General features: G+C 58.8%; 20 protein-coding genes. 11 read left to right on the top strand and 9 right to left on the bottom strand.

The window, feature by feature from the left end; translation table 11 throughout:
• Positions 1–268 (top strand): hypothetical protein (locus U862_RS31010; protein WP_081794932.1); only part of this gene is annotated, 268 nt, incomplete at its 5' end.
• Positions 269–390: 122 nt separating this feature from the next.
• Here the strand turns inward: U862_RS31010 and tyrS are convergent.
• Complete coding sequence (gene tyrS / locus U862_RS0128715) at positions 391–1,590, bottom strand: tyrosine--tRNA ligase (RefSeq protein ID WP_025113544.1); 1,200 nt, start codon at positions 1,588–1,590, stop codon at positions 391–393.
• A gap of 212 nt (positions 1,591–1,802) precedes the next feature.
• Here tyrS and U862_RS0128710 point away from each other — a divergent pair, with 212 nt between their 5' ends.
• Positions 1,803–3,227, top strand: coding sequence for a peptidoglycan DD-metalloendopeptidase family protein (locus tag U862_RS0128710; protein ID WP_025113543.1), 1,425 nt, complete (start codon positions 1,803–1,805; stop codon positions 3,225–3,227).
• Positions 3,228–3,230: 3 nt separating this feature from the next.
• Entirely contained in the window at positions 3,231–4,322 is a 1,092-nt protein-coding gene (locus U862_RS0128705; protein ID WP_025113542.1) for an anhydro-N-acetylmuramic acid kinase, read from the top strand.
• 75 nt (positions 4,323–4,397) lie between these two features.
• On the opposite strand, the gene erpA is transcribed toward U862_RS0128705, so the two are convergent.
• Together erpA and argC are read right to left on the bottom strand one after the other, a co-directional pair.
• Positions 4,398–4,748: an iron-sulfur cluster insertion protein ErpA gene (erpA, locus tag U862_RS0128700; RefSeq protein ID WP_003228776.1), complete on the bottom strand. Its 351-nt coding sequence runs from the start codon at positions 4,746–4,748 to the stop codon at positions 4,398–4,400.
• Positions 4,749–4,916: 168 nt separating this feature from the next.
• Entirely contained in the window at positions 4,917–5,951 is a 1,035-nt protein-coding gene (argC, locus tag U862_RS0128695) for an N-acetyl-gamma-glutamyl-phosphate reductase (RefSeq protein ID WP_025113541.1), read from the bottom strand.
• 135 nt (positions 5,952–6,086) lie between these two features.
• Between argC and hemJ the strand changes: the two genes are divergently transcribed.
• The 6 genes from hemJ (at position 6,087) to coq7 (ending at position 10,655) form a co-directional block, all read left to right on the top strand.
• Entirely contained in the window at positions 6,087–6,515 is a 429-nt protein-coding gene (gene hemJ / locus U862_RS0128690) for a protoporphyrinogen oxidase HemJ (protein ID WP_025113540.1), read from the top strand.
• A gap of 33 nt (positions 6,516–6,548) precedes the next feature.
• Positions 6,549–7,517 carry a nitronate monooxygenase family protein gene (locus U862_RS0128685; RefSeq protein WP_025113539.1) on the top strand — a complete coding sequence of 323 codons (969 nt, stop codon included), beginning with the start codon at positions 6,549–6,551 and terminating at the stop codon, positions 7,515–7,517.
• Positions 7,518–7,594: 77 nt separating this feature from the next.
• Positions 7,595–8,545, top strand: coding sequence for a DUF805 domain-containing protein (locus U862_RS0128680; RefSeq protein WP_025113538.1), 951 nt, complete (start codon positions 7,595–7,597; stop codon positions 8,543–8,545).
• Between the two features lie 61 nt (positions 8,546–8,606).
• Complete coding sequence (locus U862_RS0128675; RefSeq protein WP_025113537.1) at positions 8,607–9,395, top strand: SDR family oxidoreductase; 789 nt, start codon at positions 8,607–8,609, stop codon at positions 9,393–9,395.
• Between the two features lie 80 nt (positions 9,396–9,475).
• Complete coding sequence (locus U862_RS0128670) at positions 9,476–9,814, top strand: histidine triad nucleotide-binding protein (RefSeq protein ID WP_003228789.1); 339 nt, start codon at positions 9,476–9,478, stop codon at positions 9,812–9,814.
• A 193-nt stretch (positions 9,815–10,007) separates the two neighbouring features.
• A complete protein-coding gene (gene coq7, locus U862_RS0128665) occupies positions 10,008–10,655 on the top strand; it encodes a 2-polyprenyl-3-methyl-6-methoxy-1,4-benzoquinone monooxygenase (RefSeq protein WP_025113536.1) in 648 nt (215 codons plus the stop codon).
• A 97-nt stretch (positions 10,656–10,752) separates the two neighbouring features.
• On the opposite strand, the gene speD is transcribed toward coq7, so the two are convergent.
• On the bottom strand, positions 10,753–11,547 hold the full coding sequence (gene speD, locus U862_RS0128660) for an adenosylmethionine decarboxylase (protein ID WP_025113535.1): 795 nt from the start codon (positions 11,545–11,547) through the stop codon (positions 10,753–10,755).
• Positions 11,548–11,784: 237 nt separating this feature from the next.
• Positions 11,785–12,207, bottom strand: coding sequence for an OsmC family protein (locus U862_RS0128655; protein WP_016772921.1), 423 nt, complete (start codon positions 12,205–12,207; stop codon positions 11,785–11,787).
• Positions 12,208–12,446: 239 nt separating this feature from the next.
• Here U862_RS0128655 and crp point away from each other — a divergent pair, with 239 nt between their 5' ends.
• Positions 12,447–13,091, top strand: coding sequence for a cAMP-activated global transcriptional regulator CRP (gene crp, locus U862_RS0128650; RefSeq protein WP_003228797.1), 645 nt, complete (start codon positions 12,447–12,449; stop codon positions 13,089–13,091).
• A 10-nt stretch (positions 13,092–13,101) separates the two neighbouring features.
• On the opposite strand, the gene U862_RS0128645 is transcribed toward crp, so the two are convergent.
• The 4 genes from U862_RS0128645 to U862_RS0128630 form a co-directional block, all read right to left on the bottom strand.
• Entirely contained in the window at positions 13,102–13,800 is a 699-nt protein-coding gene (locus tag U862_RS0128645) for a lipoate--protein ligase family protein (RefSeq protein WP_025113534.1), read from the bottom strand.
• Positions 13,801–13,935: 135 nt separating this feature from the next.
• On the bottom strand, positions 13,936–14,772 hold the full coding sequence (gene trpC / locus U862_RS0128640) for an indole-3-glycerol phosphate synthase TrpC (protein WP_025113533.1): 837 nt from the start codon (positions 14,770–14,772) through the stop codon (positions 13,936–13,938).
• On the bottom strand, positions 14,769–15,818 hold the full coding sequence (trpD, locus tag U862_RS0128635) for an anthranilate phosphoribosyltransferase (protein WP_025113532.1): 1,050 nt from the start codon (positions 15,816–15,818) through the stop codon (positions 14,769–14,771). Before trpD ends, trpC begins: the two co-directional genes overlap by 4 nt.
• Before the next feature lie 8 nt (positions 15,819–15,826).
• On the bottom strand, positions 15,827–16,420 hold the full coding sequence (locus U862_RS0128630) for an aminodeoxychorismate/anthranilate synthase component II (protein WP_025113531.1): 594 nt from the start codon (positions 16,418–16,420) through the stop codon (positions 15,827–15,829).
• Positions 16,421–16,828: 408 nt separating this feature from the next.
• Between U862_RS0128630 and estP the strand changes: the two genes are divergently transcribed.
• A complete protein-coding gene (gene estP / locus U862_RS0128620; protein WP_025113530.1) occupies positions 16,829–18,739 on the top strand; it encodes an esterase EstP in 1,911 nt (636 codons plus the stop codon).
• Positions 18,740–18,764 lie beyond the last annotated feature (25 nt).

Genomic DNA, 18,764 nt, shown 5'->3' with positions numbered 1-18,764 from the left:
TTGGTTAAGATCTTTCGTCTCAACCGAGGCGCGCATTCTACAGCAGCCTCATTTGCTGTCAAGTGATTATTTTCAGAAGTTTTCGAAGATTTCTTCAACAACTTCAACCACTTGCGCTTCCGATCTCTCGTTAGCGGGAGGCGAATTCTACAGCGTTACTCGCTGTTGTCAACACCCTTTTTTCACCGCTTTCGACCGAGAAGATCGAACCGTTAAAAGCGCCAGACATGCCGACATTTTCAACTCCTTCCAGGCTTCGATGAACTGAAGCAAGCCGCTGTCTAAAACTGCGTAACTCTTTGAATCTCAAGGAGTTTTCCGTTTCGACTGCGCCGGAAGTGGGGCGAATTATAGACCTCCAGAATCTGCCGTCAACCCCTACTTCCAAATTTATTCAGATTTCAACGAGATACGTGCAAATGCCTTCTTGCCCGCCTGGCAAACGTGGGTCGCGCCCAGTACATATATAAAGGAGCGATCAACCACCTCACCATCAACACGCACACCACCAGACGCCAACAGGTCGCGCGCCGCCGCCGAGTTCTTCACCAGGCCCGCCTTATTAAGGACAGCAGCAATCGGCATATCTTCAGCGGACGTCAGCTCGATCTCCGGCAGATCATCCGGCAGCTCGCCATCCTTCATACGGTTACCCGCAGCACGATGAGCATTCGCTGCTGCTTCCTCACCATGGAAGCGCGCAACAATCTCTTCCGCCAGCTTGATCTTGATGTCGCGCGGGTTAGCACCTGCCTCTACATCTGCACGGAAGGCATTGATCTCTTCCATCGAGCGGAAGCTGAGCAATTCAAAGTAACGCCACATCAACGCATCCGGGATCGACACCAGCTTGCCGTACATCACGCCCGGCGCTTCCTGGATCCCGACATAGTTGCCCAAAGACTTGGACATCTTCTTCACACCATCCAGACCTTCAAGCAACGGCATGGTCAGAATGCACTGAGCTTCCTGGCCATAACCACGTTGCAGCTCACGCCCCATGAGCAGATTGAACTTCTGATCGGTACCACCCAACTCGACGTCCGCACGCAGAGCAACCGAGTCGTAGCCCTGAACCAGCGGATAGAGGAATTCGTGAATAGCGATTGGCTGATTGGTGGTATAGCGCTTGTCGAAGTCATCGCGCTCGAGCATGCGAGCAACGGTGTATTGCGAAGTCAGACGAATGAAGTCCGCCGGCCCCATCTGATCCATCCAGGTGGAATTGAAGGCAACTTCAGTTTTGGCCGGATCAAGAATCTTGAATACCTGAGACTTATAAGTCTCGGCGTTGTCCAGAACCTGATCACGAGTCAGCGGAGGGCGAGTGGCACTCTTGCCGCTCGGATCACCGATCATCCCGGTGAAGTCACCTATAAGGAAGATCACCTGATGCCCCAGCTCCTGGAACTGACGCAGCTTATTAATAAGCACGGTATGACCCAAGTGCAGATCCGGAGCAGTTGGATCGAAACCAGCCTTGATACGCAGCGGCTGGCCGCGCTTGAGCTTCTCGATCAGCTCGGACTCGACCAATAGTTCTTCCGCACCACGTTTAATCAGCGCTAGCTGCTCTTCAACCGACTTCATAACAGACCCGCAAGGCTCAGATTCAAAGGGAACCAACCATACAAGATCGCGCACCAATTACAAGTTTTGCCCGGCGCACGGACACCAATCTACAGACTGGGTGTCTGTAGACTTGCTTCGGGGATGGTTTGGTTATATTTTATACAGTTATTTCATCTTCATCATGTCATTCATCTTTTCCAATTCATCATTTTTCAAAGTCAAAATTACTTATGACCACTGAACCGTCTAAAGCGCCACCGCTTTACCCGAAGACCCACCTGCTCGCCGCAAGTGGAATCGCCGCCCTTCTCAGCCTGGCGCTCTTGGTATTCCCTTCCAGTGATGTTGAAGCGAAAAAGACGACCCTGAGTCTTGAACTGGAAAATCCTGCTGAACAACTGACACAAGATCAAGACGCTGCTGATGCGGCTCAAGCCACAAATGAGCCCGTCGCCTCGCCATTTGCCCAGATCGAAAACACTGACGAAAACACCCCGCAAACCGCTGAAACGGCACCAGCGCCGGCTCCGGTTGCTGAAAAACCAAAGGCTCCCGGCCATCGGGAAGTGATCGTTGCCAAGGGCGACACGCTGTCCACCCTGTTTGAAAAGGTGGGCCTGCCAGCTGCAGCCGTACATGACGTACTGGCCAGCGACAAACAAGCCAAACAGTTCAGCCAACTCAAGCACGGCCAGAAGCTCGAGTTCGAATTGAACCCGCAAGGCCAACTGACCAGCCTGCACAGCAAGGTCAGTGACGTGGAAACCATCACCCTGACCAAGAATGACAAGGGATATGCGTTCAACCGGGTCACCGCCAAACCTACCGTTCGCACCGCTTACGTCCACGGCGTCATCAATAGCTCGCTGTCACAATCCGCCGCTCGCGCCGGTCTCTCCCATAGCCTGACCATGGACATGGCCAGCGTCTTCGGCTACGACGTCGACTTCGCGCAGGACATCCGCCAAGGCGACGAATTCGACGTGATCTACGAGCAGAAAGTGGTCAACGGCAAAGCCGTCGGCACCGGTCCGATTCTGTCTGCGCGCTTCACCAACCGCGGCAAGACCTACACCGCCGTGCGCTACACCAACAAACAAGGCAACAGCAGCTATTACACCGCCGATGGCAACAGCATGCGCAAGGCGTTCATTCGCACGCCGGTGGACTTCGCCCGCATCAGCTCGAAGTTCTCCATGGGTCGCAAACACCCGATCCTCAACAAGATCCGCGCCCATAAAGGCGTTGATTACGCAGCGCCACGCGGCACGCCAATCAAGGCTGCCGGTGACGGCAAAGTGCTGCTGGCCGGGCGTCGCGGCGGCTACGGCAACACCGTGATCATTCAACACGGCAACACCTACCGCACCTTGTATGGCCACATGCAGGGCTTCGCCAAAGGCGTGAAGACCGGTGGCACGGTCAAGCAAGGCCAGGTAATCGGCTACATTGGCACCACCGGCCTGTCCACCGGCCCGCACTTGCACTATGAGTTCCAGGTCAATGGCGTCCACGTCGACCCACTGGGCCAGAAGTTGCCGATGGCCGACCCGATTGCCAAGTCCGAACGTGCACGCTTCCTTGCGCAGAGCCAGCCGCTGATGGCGCGTATGGACCAAGAGAAGGCCACCATGCTGGCCTCGAGCAAGCGTTAAGCCATGGCCCTTTATATCGGTGTGATGTCCGGAACCAGCCTCGATGGACTGGACATCGCGCTGATCGAGCAGACCCAGGCGATCAAGCTAGTCGCCACACACTACATCCCCATGCCTGACACCCTGCGCACTGAGCTCTTGAGCTTGTGCGCCAGCGGCCCTGACGAAATAGCCCGCTCGGCGATTGCCCAGCACCATTGGGTGACACTCGCCGCACAGGGTATCCATACCCTCCTCGACCAGCAGCAGCTCAAGCCTGAAGCCATTCGCGCCATTGGCAGCCATGGCCAAACCATTCGTCATGAGCCGGCACGTGGCTTCACGGTACAGATAGGCAATCCTGCGCTGCTCACAGAACTGACCGGTATCACTGTCGTCAGTGATTTCCGTAGCCGCGATGTCGCCGCCGGCGGTCAGGGCGCCCCTTTAGTGCCTGCGTTCCACGAGGCTTTGTTCGAAGAGCGTACCGGTAACCGTGCGGTCTTGAATGTCGGCGGTTTCAGCAATCTCAGTCTGATTGAACCGACCAGGCCTGTAGCCGGTTTCGACTGCGGCCCGGGGAATGTGCTGATGGATGCCTGGATTCACCAGCAACGCGGCGAGAACTATGATCGCAACGGCCAGTGGGCAGCCACCGGCACTGTCGAACCCACACTGCTGGAAGCCCTGCTCAGCGACCCGTTCTTCGTCACTAAAGGCCCGAAAAGCACTGGCCGCGAAGTGTTCAACCTGCCTTGGCTGGAACAACATCTCTCAAAACTGCCGACCTTTGCGGCGCAAAACGTCCAGGCTACGCTGCTGGAGTTGACGGCACTGACCATCGTCGAGTCGCTGCAAAGCGCTCAAGCCGACACCCGGGAAATGCTGGTCTGCGGTGGTGGCGCGCACAATGCCACGCTGATGAAACGCCTGGCGGATCTACTGCCGAATTCAGTCGTTGCCAGTACTGCCAGCCACGGCGTCGATCCAGACTGGGTCGAGGCCATGGCCTTCGCCTGGCTGGCTCATTGCTGCCTCGAAGGCATAGCCGCCAACCGCCCGAGTGTCACCGGTGCCAAAGGCCTGCGCGTACTCGGTGCGATCTACCCTAACTAAGCAAAACGCAGACAACAAAAAACGCCGCAGAACCGTAGGGCTCTGCGGCGTTTTGTTGTGTGTAGCGCAGTGCGATCAGATCGAGAACGAAGAACCGCAACCACAGGTCGTGGTGGCGTTCGGGTTCTTGATCACGAAGCGCGAACCTTCCAGACCTTCCTGGTAGTCGACTTCGGCACCGGCCAGGTACTGGAAGCTCATCGGATCGACCACCAGGCTCACGCCTTCGCGCTCGACGATGGTGTCGTCCTCGGCCACATCTTCATCGAAGGTGAAACCGTACTGAAACCCTGAACAACCGCCGCCCGTAACGAATACGCGCAGCTTCAAGCGATCATTCCCCTCTTCATCGACCAGGCTCTTCACCTTGTGCGCAGCACCTTGGGTGAATTGCAAAGCCGTGGGGGTGAAGGATTCGACGCTCATGCTGACTATCTCCCGGCGTTACGCCGCCATAATGCGTGATGACGCGCATTATCCGCTTGTCCTAGAAAATCGGTCAACTATTGTTACGGTATATCAATAAACCCGACCAATTGCCCAAAATGCAAAAAGGCCCGTTTAACGGGCCTTTTTGCTGTGTTGCCGAAAGTGTTACGGCAGCATACCGGCGTGGGAAAGGCCGAAGCGCTCATCCAGGCCGAACAGGATGTTCATGTTCTGCACTGCCTGACCCGACGCACCTTTGACCAGGTTGTCGATCACCGACAGCACCACCACCAGGTCGCCATCCTGCGGACGGTGAACCGCGATGCGGCAGACGTTGGCGCCACGCACGCTACGTGTTTCCGGATGGCTGCCGGCCGGCATCACATCGACGAACGGCTCGTTGGCATAACGCTTTTCAAACAGCGCCTGCAGATCCACCGAACGATCGACCACGGTCGCGTAGAGCGTGGAGTGAATGCCACGGATCATCGGCGTCAGGTGCGGCACAAAGGTCAGACCGACGTCTTTACCGGCGGCGCGGCGCAGGCCCTGACGAATTTCCGGCAGGTGACGGTGACCTTTCACCGCGTAAGCCTTCATGCTTTCCGAGGTCTCGGAGTACAGCGAACCTACCGCCGCGCCACGACCGGCGCCGCTGACACCGGATTTGCAGTCGGCGATCAGGCGCGAAGTATCGGCCAGACCCGCCTCAAGCAGTGGCAGGAAACCCAGCTGAGTAGCGGTTGGATAGCAACCCGGGACAGCGATCAGGCGCGCCTTCTTGATCTGCTCGCGATTGACTTCCGGCAGCCCGTAGACCGCTTCGTCTAGCAGCGCCGGCGCGCCGTGCGGCTGGCCGTACCAATTGGCCCACTCTTCAGCGTCCTGCAGACGGAAGTCGGCCGACAGGTCGATGACCTTGGTACCCGCTGCCAGCAATTCACCGGCCAACGCATGGGCGACACCATGCGGGGTAGCGAAGAACACCACGTCGCAAGCGCCAAGGGTCTTGATGTCCGGCACGCTGAACGCGAGGCCATCGTAGTGGCCGCGCAGGTTCGGATACATGTCAGCCACAGCCAGACCGGCCTCGGATCGGGAAGTGATCACTACCACTTCTGCCTGCGGATGCTGTGCCAACAGACGCAGCAGTTCGACACCGGTGTAACCCGTGCCGCCGACGATACCGACCTTGACCATAAACCTGCCCTCAACGAACCCACTGGAAAGCCGTCGATAATAGGGGCCGCGCGCGCCTGCGACAACCGTCAAGGTGACGTGCGGACGCTCAAGCCTCTACTATCCCGGCTACCGTGAACCTGGGAATAACCAAAAATGCTCTATCTATGGATCAAAGCGTTTCATATCGTCAGCATCGTGTGCTGGTTTGCCGGGCTGTTCTACCTGCCGCGGCTGTTCGTTTATCACGCGCAAAGCGAAGACGCGATCAGCAAGGAACGCTTCAGTACCATGGAGCGCAAGCTGTATCGCGGCATCATGGGCCCGGCAATGATCGCCACGCTGATCTTCGGCGGCTGGCTGATCTACCTCAATCCAGGCATCTTCAGCATGGGCGGCTGGATTCACGCCAAGCTGACCCTGGTGGTGTTGCTGATCGGTTATCACCACATGTGCGGCGCGCAGGTAAAACGTTTCGCCCGTGGCGAGAACACCCGCAGCCATGTCTTTTATCGCTGGTTCAATGAAGTGCCGGTTCTGATATTGCTGGCTATCGTAATTCTGGTCGTGGTCAAGCCGTTCTAACTTCAACAGGCACCACACTTCGGGGGATTTCCAATGTCGCTGCCCGCTCTACTCGAACAACGTCTGCGTCTGCCCGTCGTGGCGGCGCCGATGTTCCTGATTTCCAACCCGCAGCTGGTGCTCGCCTGCTGCCGTAACGGCGTGGTCGGCAGCTTTCCGGCCCTGAACCAGCGCGAAAGCAGTGGTTTCAAAGCCTGGCTGGAACAGATCGAAGCGGGACTGGCGACGCTGGATAACCCCGCGCCGTATGCAGTAAACCTGATCGTGCACAACAGCAACCCGCGCCTGCAGGCGGACCTGAACATCTGCGTCGAGCACAAGGTGCCGATTGTCATCACCAGCCTCGGCGCGGTGAAGGAACTGGTCGACGCCGTTCACAGCTATGGCGGCCTGGTGTTCCACGACGTAACCACCCGCCGCCATGCCGAGAAAGCGGCCGAGGCCGGGGTCGATGGCTTGATCGCCGTAGCGGCGGGCGCCGGTGGCCATGCCGGCACCTGGAGCCCGTTTGCACTGATCGCCGAGATCCGCGAGTTCTTCGATAAAACCCTGCTGCTTGCAGGATGTCTTAACCACGGCCATGAGATTCTTGCCGCGCAGCTGCTCGGCGCGGATCTGGCCTACTTCGGCACGCGATTTATCGGTACCACCGAAAGCCATGCGCCTGACGCTTACAAGCAGATGCTGCTGACAGCCAAAGCAGCGGACATCATTCATACTCCTGCGGTCTCTGGGGTGCCGGCCAGCTTCATGCGCCAAAGCCTGCAAGCGGCAGGTTTCGACATGGCCGCGCTGCAAGGCAAGGGCGAGGTCAATTTCGGCGACAAGCTCAAACCGATCAACGATGAAGCCAAGGCCTGGAAGACCGTGTGGTCCGCCGGCCAGGGCGTGGGGCAAATCGACGACTTGCCGAGTGTGGATCAGTTGATCGCCCGACTCGATGCGGAATATCGTCAGGCACTGGAACGCGCAGCGCAGTTGCCGAAACGCTGGCCGCGCTGAGAAAAACCAGGCCAGTCGCCAACCGACTGGCCTTACAATCCGACCTTCAATTCATTCGCGACAAGGATGCCTCGGCCATGAGCGAACCCCGTTACAAGATCGTTTTCGACGGTGCTCTACAGCCCGGTGTCGATCTCACCACTGCCAAGCTCAATCTGGCGGCCCTGTTCAAAAGCGATGTCGCCGGCGTCGAGCGTCTGTTCAACGGCAATACCATCGCCCTCAAACACGATCTGTCCCACAGTGACGCCCAGACCTATCTACAGGCACTGAGCAAGACCGGGATCGACGCGCGGATCGAAGCCGAAACCGCAATTGAGCTGAACCTGGCGGACGTGCACGAACACCCGACCACCTCTACAGAACCGGACTCCCCCTACGCACCACCGCGCGCCAACGTTGGCGAGCTCCTGCCGGCATTCGCTGCGCTCAAGCCATTCAGTGTCGAAGGACGTATCGGTCGCCTGCGCTTCCTCGCCTGGACGATGGTGTTGAGCCTTGTGACCCTGCCGATCGTTGGCGTGTTCGCACTGATCGGTCTCGGCCTGGTCAGCGGCGACTCCACCACAGGCCTGATCATCGGCGGGATTTTTGCGTTCTTCCTATTCCTCGGCTTCATCATTGTCAGCATCCTGTTCAGCGTGCAGCGCCTGCACGACATCGGCTGGTCCGGATGGCTGTGGTTGCTGAACCTGGTGCCCTTCGTGGGCAGCTTCTTCCCGCTGGTAATCATGGTCGTGCCGGGCAACACCGGCGCCAACCGCTATGGCCCGCCACCGCCACCCAACAGCACCGCGGTCAAGGTTCTGTGCTCGCTGTGGATCGTGTTCTTAGCACTGGTATTTGCCGGCGGCATGCTGGGCGGCATCTCGGCCATTCAGCAGGAATATGAGACCAACCTTGAGAGCAGCTATGAAAGCGGTTCGGTCACCACCGATGAAGTCGAGGTAGAGACCGCACCCGCGGCGAATTCGGTGGATGATGCAGCCGAAGCGGCTCCGGCCCCTGTAGACTCTGCGAAAGAATGAACAACGCTCCCCGCCGTGACACCTGCGTCGCTGGCGCGGAGCTGTTGCGATGGAGAATTGCATGACCCGTTACGCTCTGATCACTGGCGCCTCCAGCGGCATCGGCCTGGCCATGGCCGAAGCCCTGGCCCGGCGCGGCCGCAGCCTGATTCTGGTGGCCCGACAGCGTGATCAGCTGGAAAGTATCGCAATCGAACTGACCCAGCGCTTTGGCGTGGAGGTCTTGTTCCGTGCCTGCGACCTCGGCGAGCCTTTGCGCCTGTCCGGCTTCCTGCTGGAACTGGAAGAAGGCGATCGACAGATCGATCTGTTGGTCAACTGCGCCGGCATCGGCACCTGCGGCCCGTTTCTGGCGCAGGACTGGATGACCGAGCAGGACCTGATCGAAGTGAACATCCTGGCCCTCACCCGCCTGTGCCATGCCATTGGCAACAGCATGGCACTGCAGGGCGGCGGGCAGATTCTGAATGTTGCCTCGGTGGCGGCGTTCAATCCCGGCCCGTGGATGAGCACCTACTACGCCAGTAAGGCTTACGTATTGCACTTCTCCGAAGCCCTGCGAGTTGAGCTCAAACAGAGTGCGGTCAAGGTGTCGGTGCTCTGCCCCGGCCCGACCCGCACTGCGTTTTTCCGCACCGCGCAACTCAACAGCGACAAACTCAAGGACAGCAAGCTATTGATGAGTCCCGAGGAAGTCGCGCTCTACACCGTGCGCGCGCTGGAGAAAAACCGCGCAATCATCATTCCTGGACGGCGCAACCGCTGGTTCGCCTTCCTGCCGCGCCTTGGTTCGCGCTGGCTCAACCGCACCATCGTCGGCATGGTCAACAAGGCTTACTGCCCGCGCTGAACTGTCCTACGGCAAAACACTGGGCGGGGTCATTTCCCATGAGTACACTCAGGCCAGCCCACACAACGGAGAAAACAGCAGTGGATACTCTGTTCACCAAGATCATCAACCGGGAGATCCCGGCCAAGATCATCTACGAGGACGACCAGGTTCTGGCGTTCCACGACATCGCCCCACAGGCACCCGTGCATTTTCTGGTGATCCCGAAGAAGCCGGTGCGCACCCTCAATGACCTGACCGAAGACGACAAGGCACTGGCCGGGCACATCCTGTTCACTGCCCAGCGCCTGGCGCTGGAACTGGGCTGCGAGGAAGGTTTCCGGGTGGTGATGAACTGCAATGAAAAAGGTGGGCAGACCGTCTATCACATTCATATGCACGTACTGGGTCAGCGCCAGATGAACTGGCCACCGGGCTGATTCAGCGGAAATCCTGTGGGAGCGGGCTTGCTCGCGAAGCGGATTGTCTGGCAATGAGATTTTGAATGTGCCGGCGTCTTCGCGAGCAAGCCCGCTCCCACCCAGAGCATGAACGTGCGGCAAATGACCCAGCGCAAACCTTCCCCGGCCGATTCGGTTAAACTGGCGGTCGAGATTTTTCCCGGAGGTCAGCATGACTACCCAACGTCACTACTCGCCGATTGACCGTCTTCTGCTGCAAGCCGATGCCGCGATGCGCACCCTGCTGCCCTTCAGCGGCCAGCCTTACCGTCCGTCGCCCGCTATCGTGCAGCCCGAAGTGCAGATGAGCGACGAGAACACCCGTCACGTTGCCGGCCTGATGCGCATCAACCATACCGGTGAAGTCTGTGCCCAGGCGCTGTACCAGGGGCAGGCGCTGACCGCCAAGTTGCCGCAGGTGCGTGCAGCCATGGAGCACGCTGCCGAAGAAGAAATCGATCATCTGGTGTGGTGCGAGCAGCGCATTCATCAGCTAGGCAGCCACACCAGCGTGCTCAATCCGCTGTTCTACGGCATGTCGTTCGGCATTGGCGCTGTGGCCGGCTTGATCAGCGACAAGGTCAGCCTCGGTTTCGTCGCGGCCACCGAGCATCAGGTGTGCAAGCACTTGAACGAACACCTTGAGCAATTGCCGGCCGAGGACGAGAAGTCCCGGGCGATTCTGCAGCAGATGCGCATCGATGAAGAACATCATGCGGAGAGTGCACTGGATGCCGGTGGTTTCCGTTTTCCGGCGCCGGTGAAATTCGGGATGAGTCTGTTGGCCAAGGTCATGACCAAGAGCACCTACAGGATCTGACTTTGGCGCTGTCTGGCGCAGCCCCTACAGGTTCTGCATTTCGGCAATAAAAAAGGCGACTACCGCAAAGTAGTCGCCTTTTTTGTGCTTTGAAATCTTACGCCGGCATATTGCGTGCGTAGAAGATTTCGAGCATTTCGTGCTTCACCCGCTCGGTCACCTGAGCGCGTTGCTCAGGGGACAGATTGCTGGTGGCGTCGCCGAACAGGTAGTTATCCAGTTCGAAGTTCTTCAGCAGCATTTTGGTGTGAAACAGGTTTTCCTGGTACACGTTCACGTCGGTCATCTGGTACGCGTCGCGGGTGTCTTCGGAAAGGTAGTTCTGGATCGAGTTGATCTCGTGGTCGATGAAGTGCTTATTGCCTTCAACGTCACGGGTGAAGCCGCGCACACGGTAATCCACGGTCACGATGTCCGAATCGAACTGGTGAATGAGGAAGTTGAGCGCTTTAAGCGGTGAAATGACACCACAGGTCGACACGTCGATGTCCACACGGAAAGTCGCAATACCGGCGTCCGGATGGATTTCCGGGTAGGTATGCACCGTGATGTGGCTCTTGTCGAGGTGGGCAAGGATGATTTCGGGCAATGGACCCGGGGACTCTTCGATCTGGCTGTCAGTCGGGGTCACCGGCTCTTCCGAGATCAGAATCGTGACGCTGGCACCCTGAGGCTCATAATTCTGACTGGCAATGTTCAGAATGTTGGCACCAATGATTTCGACAACTTCCGTGAGGATCTGCGTCAGGCGTTCGGCGTTGTACTCTTGATTGATGTACTCGACGTAAGCCTGCTGGTCTTGCGGGGTTTCCGCGTAGCAGATGTCATAGATGTTGAAGCTCAAGGTCTTTGTCAGGTTATTGAACCCGTGGAGCTTGAGTTTGCTTTTCACCGTTAAAAACTCTCTATGTATGCGGCGCAGCCGCGTGATCAAGCATGCCCGTCAAGTGCGAACAACGCACCTGCGTAGGACGGTTAACACCTCTTCGCGATGGCGATTTTGGTTATCTGTTCAGGCGGATGACCCGTCGGTTGACCGATCACTGCCCTGAAAAAAGTGGCGCATTATGCAGACGTCAGCGAGGGATCGCCAGAGTCTGCACTGCTTTTATGATAGTTGAATGTCGGTTCAACCGAGTTCGACGATTTCATAATCGTGAGTGATCGCCACGCCGGCCGCGCCGAGCATGATCGAGGCCGAGCAATACTTCTCGGCAGACAGTTCGATGGCGCGTTTGACCTGGGCTTCTTTCAGGCCACGGCCCTTGACCACAAAGTGCATGTGGATCTTGGTAAACACCTTCGGATCTTCGGTCGCACGCTCGGCGTCGAGGAACGCTTCGCAGCTTTCAACCGCCTGACGCGACTTCTTCAGGATGCTGACCACGTCGAAGTTGCTGCAACCGCCAACGCCCAACAGGAGCATTTCCATCGGGCGAACACCCAGATTACGACCACCGGCGTCCGGCGGACCGTCCATGACCACGACATGACCGCTACCGGATTCGCCGAGGAACATGGCTTCGCCAGCCCATTGGATGCGTGCCTTCATCGCCAAGACTCCACTGTAGAAAAAAGGGTCGCCAGCTTAGCACAGGCCTTTGCTTTGACAGCGCACGCGGCTCTTAGGACGGAGCCCTTTGCAACGTAGGTAATTTCTCGAATTTTCGACGAAGTGTCTGGTAAGCTGGCGCCAATTCGCTGGCGCCAATTGTCAGCCTGTGTAGCGACCGCCTTCAGCGCCTCATAAAAAAATCAAACATCACCGTGCAGTCTTTTCGGGATACAACCATGGTTGCTATTACCCCCACACCCAAAATCAAGAACCTCGACAAGCTGTTGATGCATTGCCAGCGCCGTCGCCATGCGGCCAAGAGCAACATCATCTGTGCCGGCGATCGCTCGGACACGCTGTACTTCATCATCAAGGGTTCGGTAACCATCCTGATCGAGGATGACGACGGTCGCGAAATGATCATCGCCTATCTCAATGCCGGGGACTTCTTCGGTGAGCTGGGCCTGTTCGAACAAGCCGGCCAGGAGCAGGAACGCAGTGCCTGGGTGCGGGCCAAGGTCGAATGCGAAATCGCTGAAATCAGCTACGTGAAGTTCCGCGAATTGTCGCAGCAGGATCCCGACATTCTTTACGTCCTCAGCGGACAAATCGCACAACGCCTGCGCAATACCACGCGCAAGGTCGGCGACCTGGCATTTTTTGACGTTACCGGTCGCGTGGCTCGCTGCCTGCTGGAACTGTGCAAACAACCCGACGCGATGACACACCCGGACGGCATGCAGATCAAGGTGACCCGTCAGGAGATAGGGCGGATTGTCGGTTGTTCGCGGGAGATGGTCGGTCGCGTGCTCAAGGATCTTGAAGAACGCAACCTGGTCGACGTGAAAGGCAAGACCATGGTGGTCTTCGGTACGCGCTGAGCGCGTAACGTCAGGCGCTGTAGACCTGCGCCAGCATCAAACGGAACAGCTCATCAAGACGCGCCAATGCAGTTGGCGCGGCGAACTTCTCGTGCAGGGCAATGTGGCTTTCAGCCCGTACTCGTTGCGCCAGACCACAGGCCTGATTGAAGCGATTGACCGCCGCGACCATCGACTCACGCTCGTTATCTATCAGCATCGCCCCATGCACCAGCCCCACCGGGCGTTGACCACCCTGACTCTGGCGCCAGCGCTGGGCCGTGCCGACCATCTTGCGCCCATCGAGATTGACGTTGAAACGACCGTCGCAGAACGCACCGTCGATTTCACCCAGCGACGACGTGCCGCCCAACTCATCGAGCAATTCGCAGATCGGATCACACAGGCGCCGGTAGCCGGTTTCGATGCGGTTCAGATCGCCTTCGCTACGTGGCGGGGCATAGACCAACGCGATGTTGATGGTTGAAGCCGATTGCGGGACCGGTTCACCGCCAGTTTCACGCAGCAGCACCGGCCAGCCGGCAGCGGCGTAGATGTCGCAGGCATGCTCGAAACCGGGCAGGCGATTGAGACGGCGCGGCATGACCAGTGCGCGATCGCTGGGTTGCCAGAACAGCAGGCCGAATTCGGCGTCGCCGGCGCAGACCGAGGCCAGCAAATCCTGTTCGGCTTGCAGGCCGGCTTCGATGGTCAAGGAAGCTGGAGTCATAAAGAAGTCCGTTAGACGATCAGTCTGTGGTGAATCTTATGGCCTCTTCGCGAGCAAGCCCGCTCCCACATCGGGAATACATTCCTACTGTGGGAGCGAGCCTGCTCGCGAAGGGGTCGACTCGGTCTGACTGATTCAGTCGAGGGTCGAACCGCTGACCGGCACACCACGCTCCGGGAAGAACAGGCGCTGCAGCTCGGTGCCCGGGCTTTCGGCACGCATGAACGCCTCACCCACCAGGAACGCGTAAACGTCGCTGATTTCCATCAGTTCGACATCGGCGCGGTTGAGGATGCCGCTCTCGGTGATCACCAGACGATCGCGCGGAATGCGCGGCAGCAGGTCGAGGGTGGTTTCCAGGCTAACGTCGAAGGTGTGCAGGTTACGGTTGTTGACCCCGACCAGTGGCGTGTCGAGGGTTTTCAGCGCGCGCTCCAGCTCATCGCCGTCGTGCACTTCCACCAGCACGTCGAGACCGACGCCTTTGGCGACCGAAGCCAGCTCGGCCATTTTCACGTCATCCAGCGCGGAGACGATCAACAGCACGCAGTCGGCGCCCAGCGCACGGGCTTCGACGATCTGGTAGGGATCGATCATGAAGTCTTTGCGGATCACCGGCAATTTGCACGCAGCGCGGGCCTGTTGCAGGTAGATGTCAGCGCCCTGGAAGTAATCGATATCGGTGAGCACCGACAGGCAGGTCGCCCCGCCCTTCTCGTAGCTCCTGGCGATATCGGCGGGCACGAAGTTCTCGCGGATCACACCTTTGCTCGGCGAAGCCTTCTTGATTTCAGCGATCACCGCCGGTTGTTTCTTCTTGGCCTGCGCCAGCAATGCCTGGGCAAAACCACGGGGTGCATCGGCCGCCTTGGCCAGACTTTCCAGCTCGCTCAGGCTGACGCGAGCGCTACGCTCGGCGACTTCCTGGACTTTACGCGCCAGAATGTTTTCCAGAACCGTCGGTACACTCATCCCTCATTCTCCACTTTGAATACCGCGGTAAAGGCACCCAGCTCCTCAAGTTTTTCCCGAGCCAGACCGGTGTGCAGAGCGTCGTGCGCAAGCGCCACGCCTTCTTTCAGACTCGTGGCCAGGTCGGCGGCGTACAACGCGGCACCGGCATTGAGCACAATCATTTCAGCGGCTTTCTGGCCGTTTTCGGTTTTGCGCTTGCCCAGTGCATCACGGATCAGCGCCAGCGACGCTTCCGGACCTTCGACCGACAGGCCGTGCAGGCTCTGGCTCTTCATGCCCAGATCTTCCGGCTCGACCCAATACTCAGTGATCTCGTTATTTTTCAGCTCGGCAACATAAGTCGGCGCGGCCAGGCTGAATTCGTCCAGACCGTCCTTGGAGTGCACCACCAGCACGTGTTTGCTGCCCAGGCGCTGCAAGACTTCGGCCAATGGCCGGCACAAGGCCTGGGTGAACACGCCCACCACCTGATGTTTTACACCGGCCGGATTCGTAAGCGGGCCGAGCATGTTGAACAGCGTACGCAGGCCGAGATCGCGGCGCGGGCCGGCGGCGTACTTCATGGCTTTGTGATGGGTCTGGGCAAACATGAAACCGATGCCGACGTTGTCGATGCAACGGGCGACCTGTACCGGCGTCAGGTTCAGGTAGATGCCGGCAGCTTCGAGCAAATCGGCGCTGCCGCTCTTGCCCGATACCGCGCGGTTGCCGTGCTTGGCCACAGTGCAACCGGCTGCTGCGACAACAAAGGAAGAAGCGGTCGACACGTTGAAGATGTTCGCGCCGTCACCGCCGGTCCCGACCACGTCGACCACACCGTCGAGGGTCTTGAGTTCGACCTGATCGGCCAGTTCCCGCATCACCGACACCGCACCGACGATTTCGTCAATGCTCTCGCTCTTCATGCGCATGGCCATCATGAACGCGCCGATCTGCGCGTCGGTGCATTGGCCGGTCATGATTTCGCGCATCACATCGCGCATTTCTTCGGTGCTGAGGTCGAGGTGCTCGACGATACGGCTCAGGGCTGTCTTGATATTCATGGAAGTCCTTAGCGCGTGCCGCCGGTTTGTTTGAGGAAGTTGGCAAACAGTTCATGACCCTGCTCGGTCAGAATCGACTCGGGGTGGAACTGTACGCCCTCAATGTTCAGAGTCTTGTGACGCAGGCCCATGATCTCGTCGACGCTGCCGTCATCGTGCTGGGTCCACGCGGTCAGCTCCAGGCAATCAGGCAAAGTATCGTGCTTGACGATCAGCGAGTGGTAACGGGTAACCGTCAGCGGATGATTCAGGCCGGCAAAAACGCCCTTGTCCTCGTGGAATACCGGGCTAGTCTTACCGTGCATCACTTGGCGGGCACGCACCACATCGCCGCCGAAGGCCTGACCGATGGACTGGTGACCCAGGCACACGCCGAGGATTGGAAGTTTGCCGGCGAAATGTTTGATGGCTTCGATGGAGATGCCGGCTTCGGTCGGGGTGCATGGACCGGGGGAAACCACGATGCGCTCCGGGTTGAGCGCTTCGATTTCAGCGATGGTCAGCTCGTCGTTGCGCACGACTTTGACTTCGGCACCCAGCTCGCCAAGGTATTGCACAACGTTGTAAGTAAAGGAGTCGTAGTTGTCGATCATCAGCAACATGGCGTTTCGAACCTCTTGAATTCTGACTTGAAGACAGCCTTCAGATGACTTGCCCGCAGGGCGCTGCACGATGTCGGACGCGGGAATGCGCGTCGGCACAGCGGGATATCAAACGGGCAAGGAAGGCAAAGCGATACAGATCCGGCGGGGCCGGCAGAAAAGATTCAGGCGCGCCAACGCCAGCGGGCGTGTGCCTTGATGACTTGATCCAGAAGTTTGCTGGTGATCAACACGGGGAAGGTCTCGTTCATACGTTCCAGCACAGTAACTTAGCTGGGCAGAGCGTGCAATATGGCGGGGCCGGCAGGGGGTCAAACTTTAGGAGGGTTCACGACCGATGGCAAAAGGCCGGAAGTTTTTGGTACTGTCGTTTCGTTCACCTACAACAATAAATAAACGGACTTGCTCATGATCAAACAGACGTTGTTTGTACCGCTCGCCGGATGCCTGCTCGCCATGGCATGTGCCCAGGCGTACGCAGCACCCGCTCCCTACTCCAACTTCATCGTCTTCGGCGACAGCCTGAACGATGCCGGGACTTTCAAGGACACCGGCGGCCCGGCCGGCGCCACACAGCGCTACACCAACCGCACCGGCCCGCTGTACAAGGATGGCACCGGCGAAAACCGTGACCTCAACGCCACCCAGATCATCGGCGGAAAACTGGGGTTCAGCCCGGATCAGACAGCGTCCTCGTCCTCTGCCGTGCGTGCCGGTGAGGGTCTGGCGGATGGCAATAACTGGGCAGTGGGTGGCTACCGCACTGACCAGATTCTCGACTCGATCACCACGCAATCGGCCACCGGCGAGCGCACCCGCAGCGGCTACCTGCCCTCGAACGGCCTGCGCGCCGATCCGAATGCCCTGTATTACCTGTCCGGTGGCGGTAACGACTTCCTTCAGGGCCGCGTGCTCAGTCTCGATCAGGCCAACGCGGCAGCCGATCGCCTGGCCGACAGCGTGCGTACGCTGCAAGGTGCCGGCGCCAAATACATCATGGTCTGGCTGCTGCCGGACATCGGCCTGACCCCGGCGATCAACGGCTCGCCACTGCAGGGTTTCACCTCGCAGCTCAGCGCCCAGTTCAACACTGAGCTGGTCAGCCAGTTGCAAGGCATCAGCGCCGAAATCATTCCGCTGAACATTCCGGTGCTGCTCAAAGAGGCCTTTGCCAATCCGGCGCAATTCGGTCTCGCGACAGACCAGAACCTCACGGCCACCTGCTTCAGCGGTAACAGTTGCACGGAGAACGCCAAATACGGCATCAACAGCGCCACCCCGGATCCGACCAAGCTGATCTACAACGACGCGGTGCACCCGACCGAAGCCGGCCAGCGGCTGATTGCCGATTACGCCTATTCGCTGCTGGCGGCACCGTGGGAACTGACCCTGCTGCCGGAAATGGCCCAGGGTTCGTTGCGCGCGCATCAGGATGAACTGCGCAACCAATGGCTGGCCGACTGGGAAAACTGGCAAGGCATCGGCCAATGGCGGGCGATTGTCGCCGGTGGCGGTCAACATCAAGATTTCGACGGTCAGCACAGTGCAGCCAGTGCCGATGGGAACGGCTATAACCTGAACGTCGGCGGCAGCTATCGCGTCAACGAAGCCTGGCGTGTGGGCGTGGCGGCAGGTCTCTATCACCAGAAACTCGAAGCTGGCGATGCTGACTCGCAATACAAGCTCAATTCCTACATGGGCACCGCCTTCGCCCAGTATCAGCAAAACCGCTGGTGGGGCGACCTGGCAATGACCGCCGGCAAACTCGACTACGACAGCCTCAAGCGTAAATTCCAGCTGGGGGTGAACGAGCGCGGGGAGAAAGGCGACACCGACGGCTACGTGCTGGCGATCAGCGGCCGCATCGGCTACGACATCGCACAGCAGGCCAGCAGTCCGTGGCATCTGTCGCCGTTCGTCAGCGCCGATTTCGGCAAGACCGAAGTGGATGGTTACTCGGAAAAAGGCGCGGACTCGACGGCGCTGACCTTCGATGACCAGTCGCGCAACTCGCGGCGTCTGGGTCTGGGTATCCAGGGCAAGTACCAGATTACCGCGCAGACCGAGGTGTTCGGCGAGTTCGCTCACGAACGTGAGTACAACGATGATCGGCAGGACCTGACCATCAATCTCAACAGCCTGCCGAATAACCGTTTCACCCTGGAAGGCTACGAGCCGCAGACCAATCTGAATCGCCTGAACCTGGGCGTGAGCCACAAACTCACGCAGGACCTGGCCCTGCGCGCCAGCTACAACGTGCGCAAGGATGATGACTTCACCCAGCAGGGGGTCAACCTTGGGGTCAGTCTGGATTTCTGATCTGTAGGCATAAAAAAACGCGGCG

The organism is Pseudomonas sp. H1h (assembly GCF_000633255.1).
Classification (GTDB): Bacteria; Pseudomonadota; Gammaproteobacteria; order Pseudomonadales; family Pseudomonadaceae; genus Aquipseudomonas.
The sequence above is the reverse complement of the archived record's forward strand: the minus strand, read 5'-3'. Positions and strand labels throughout refer to the sequence as shown.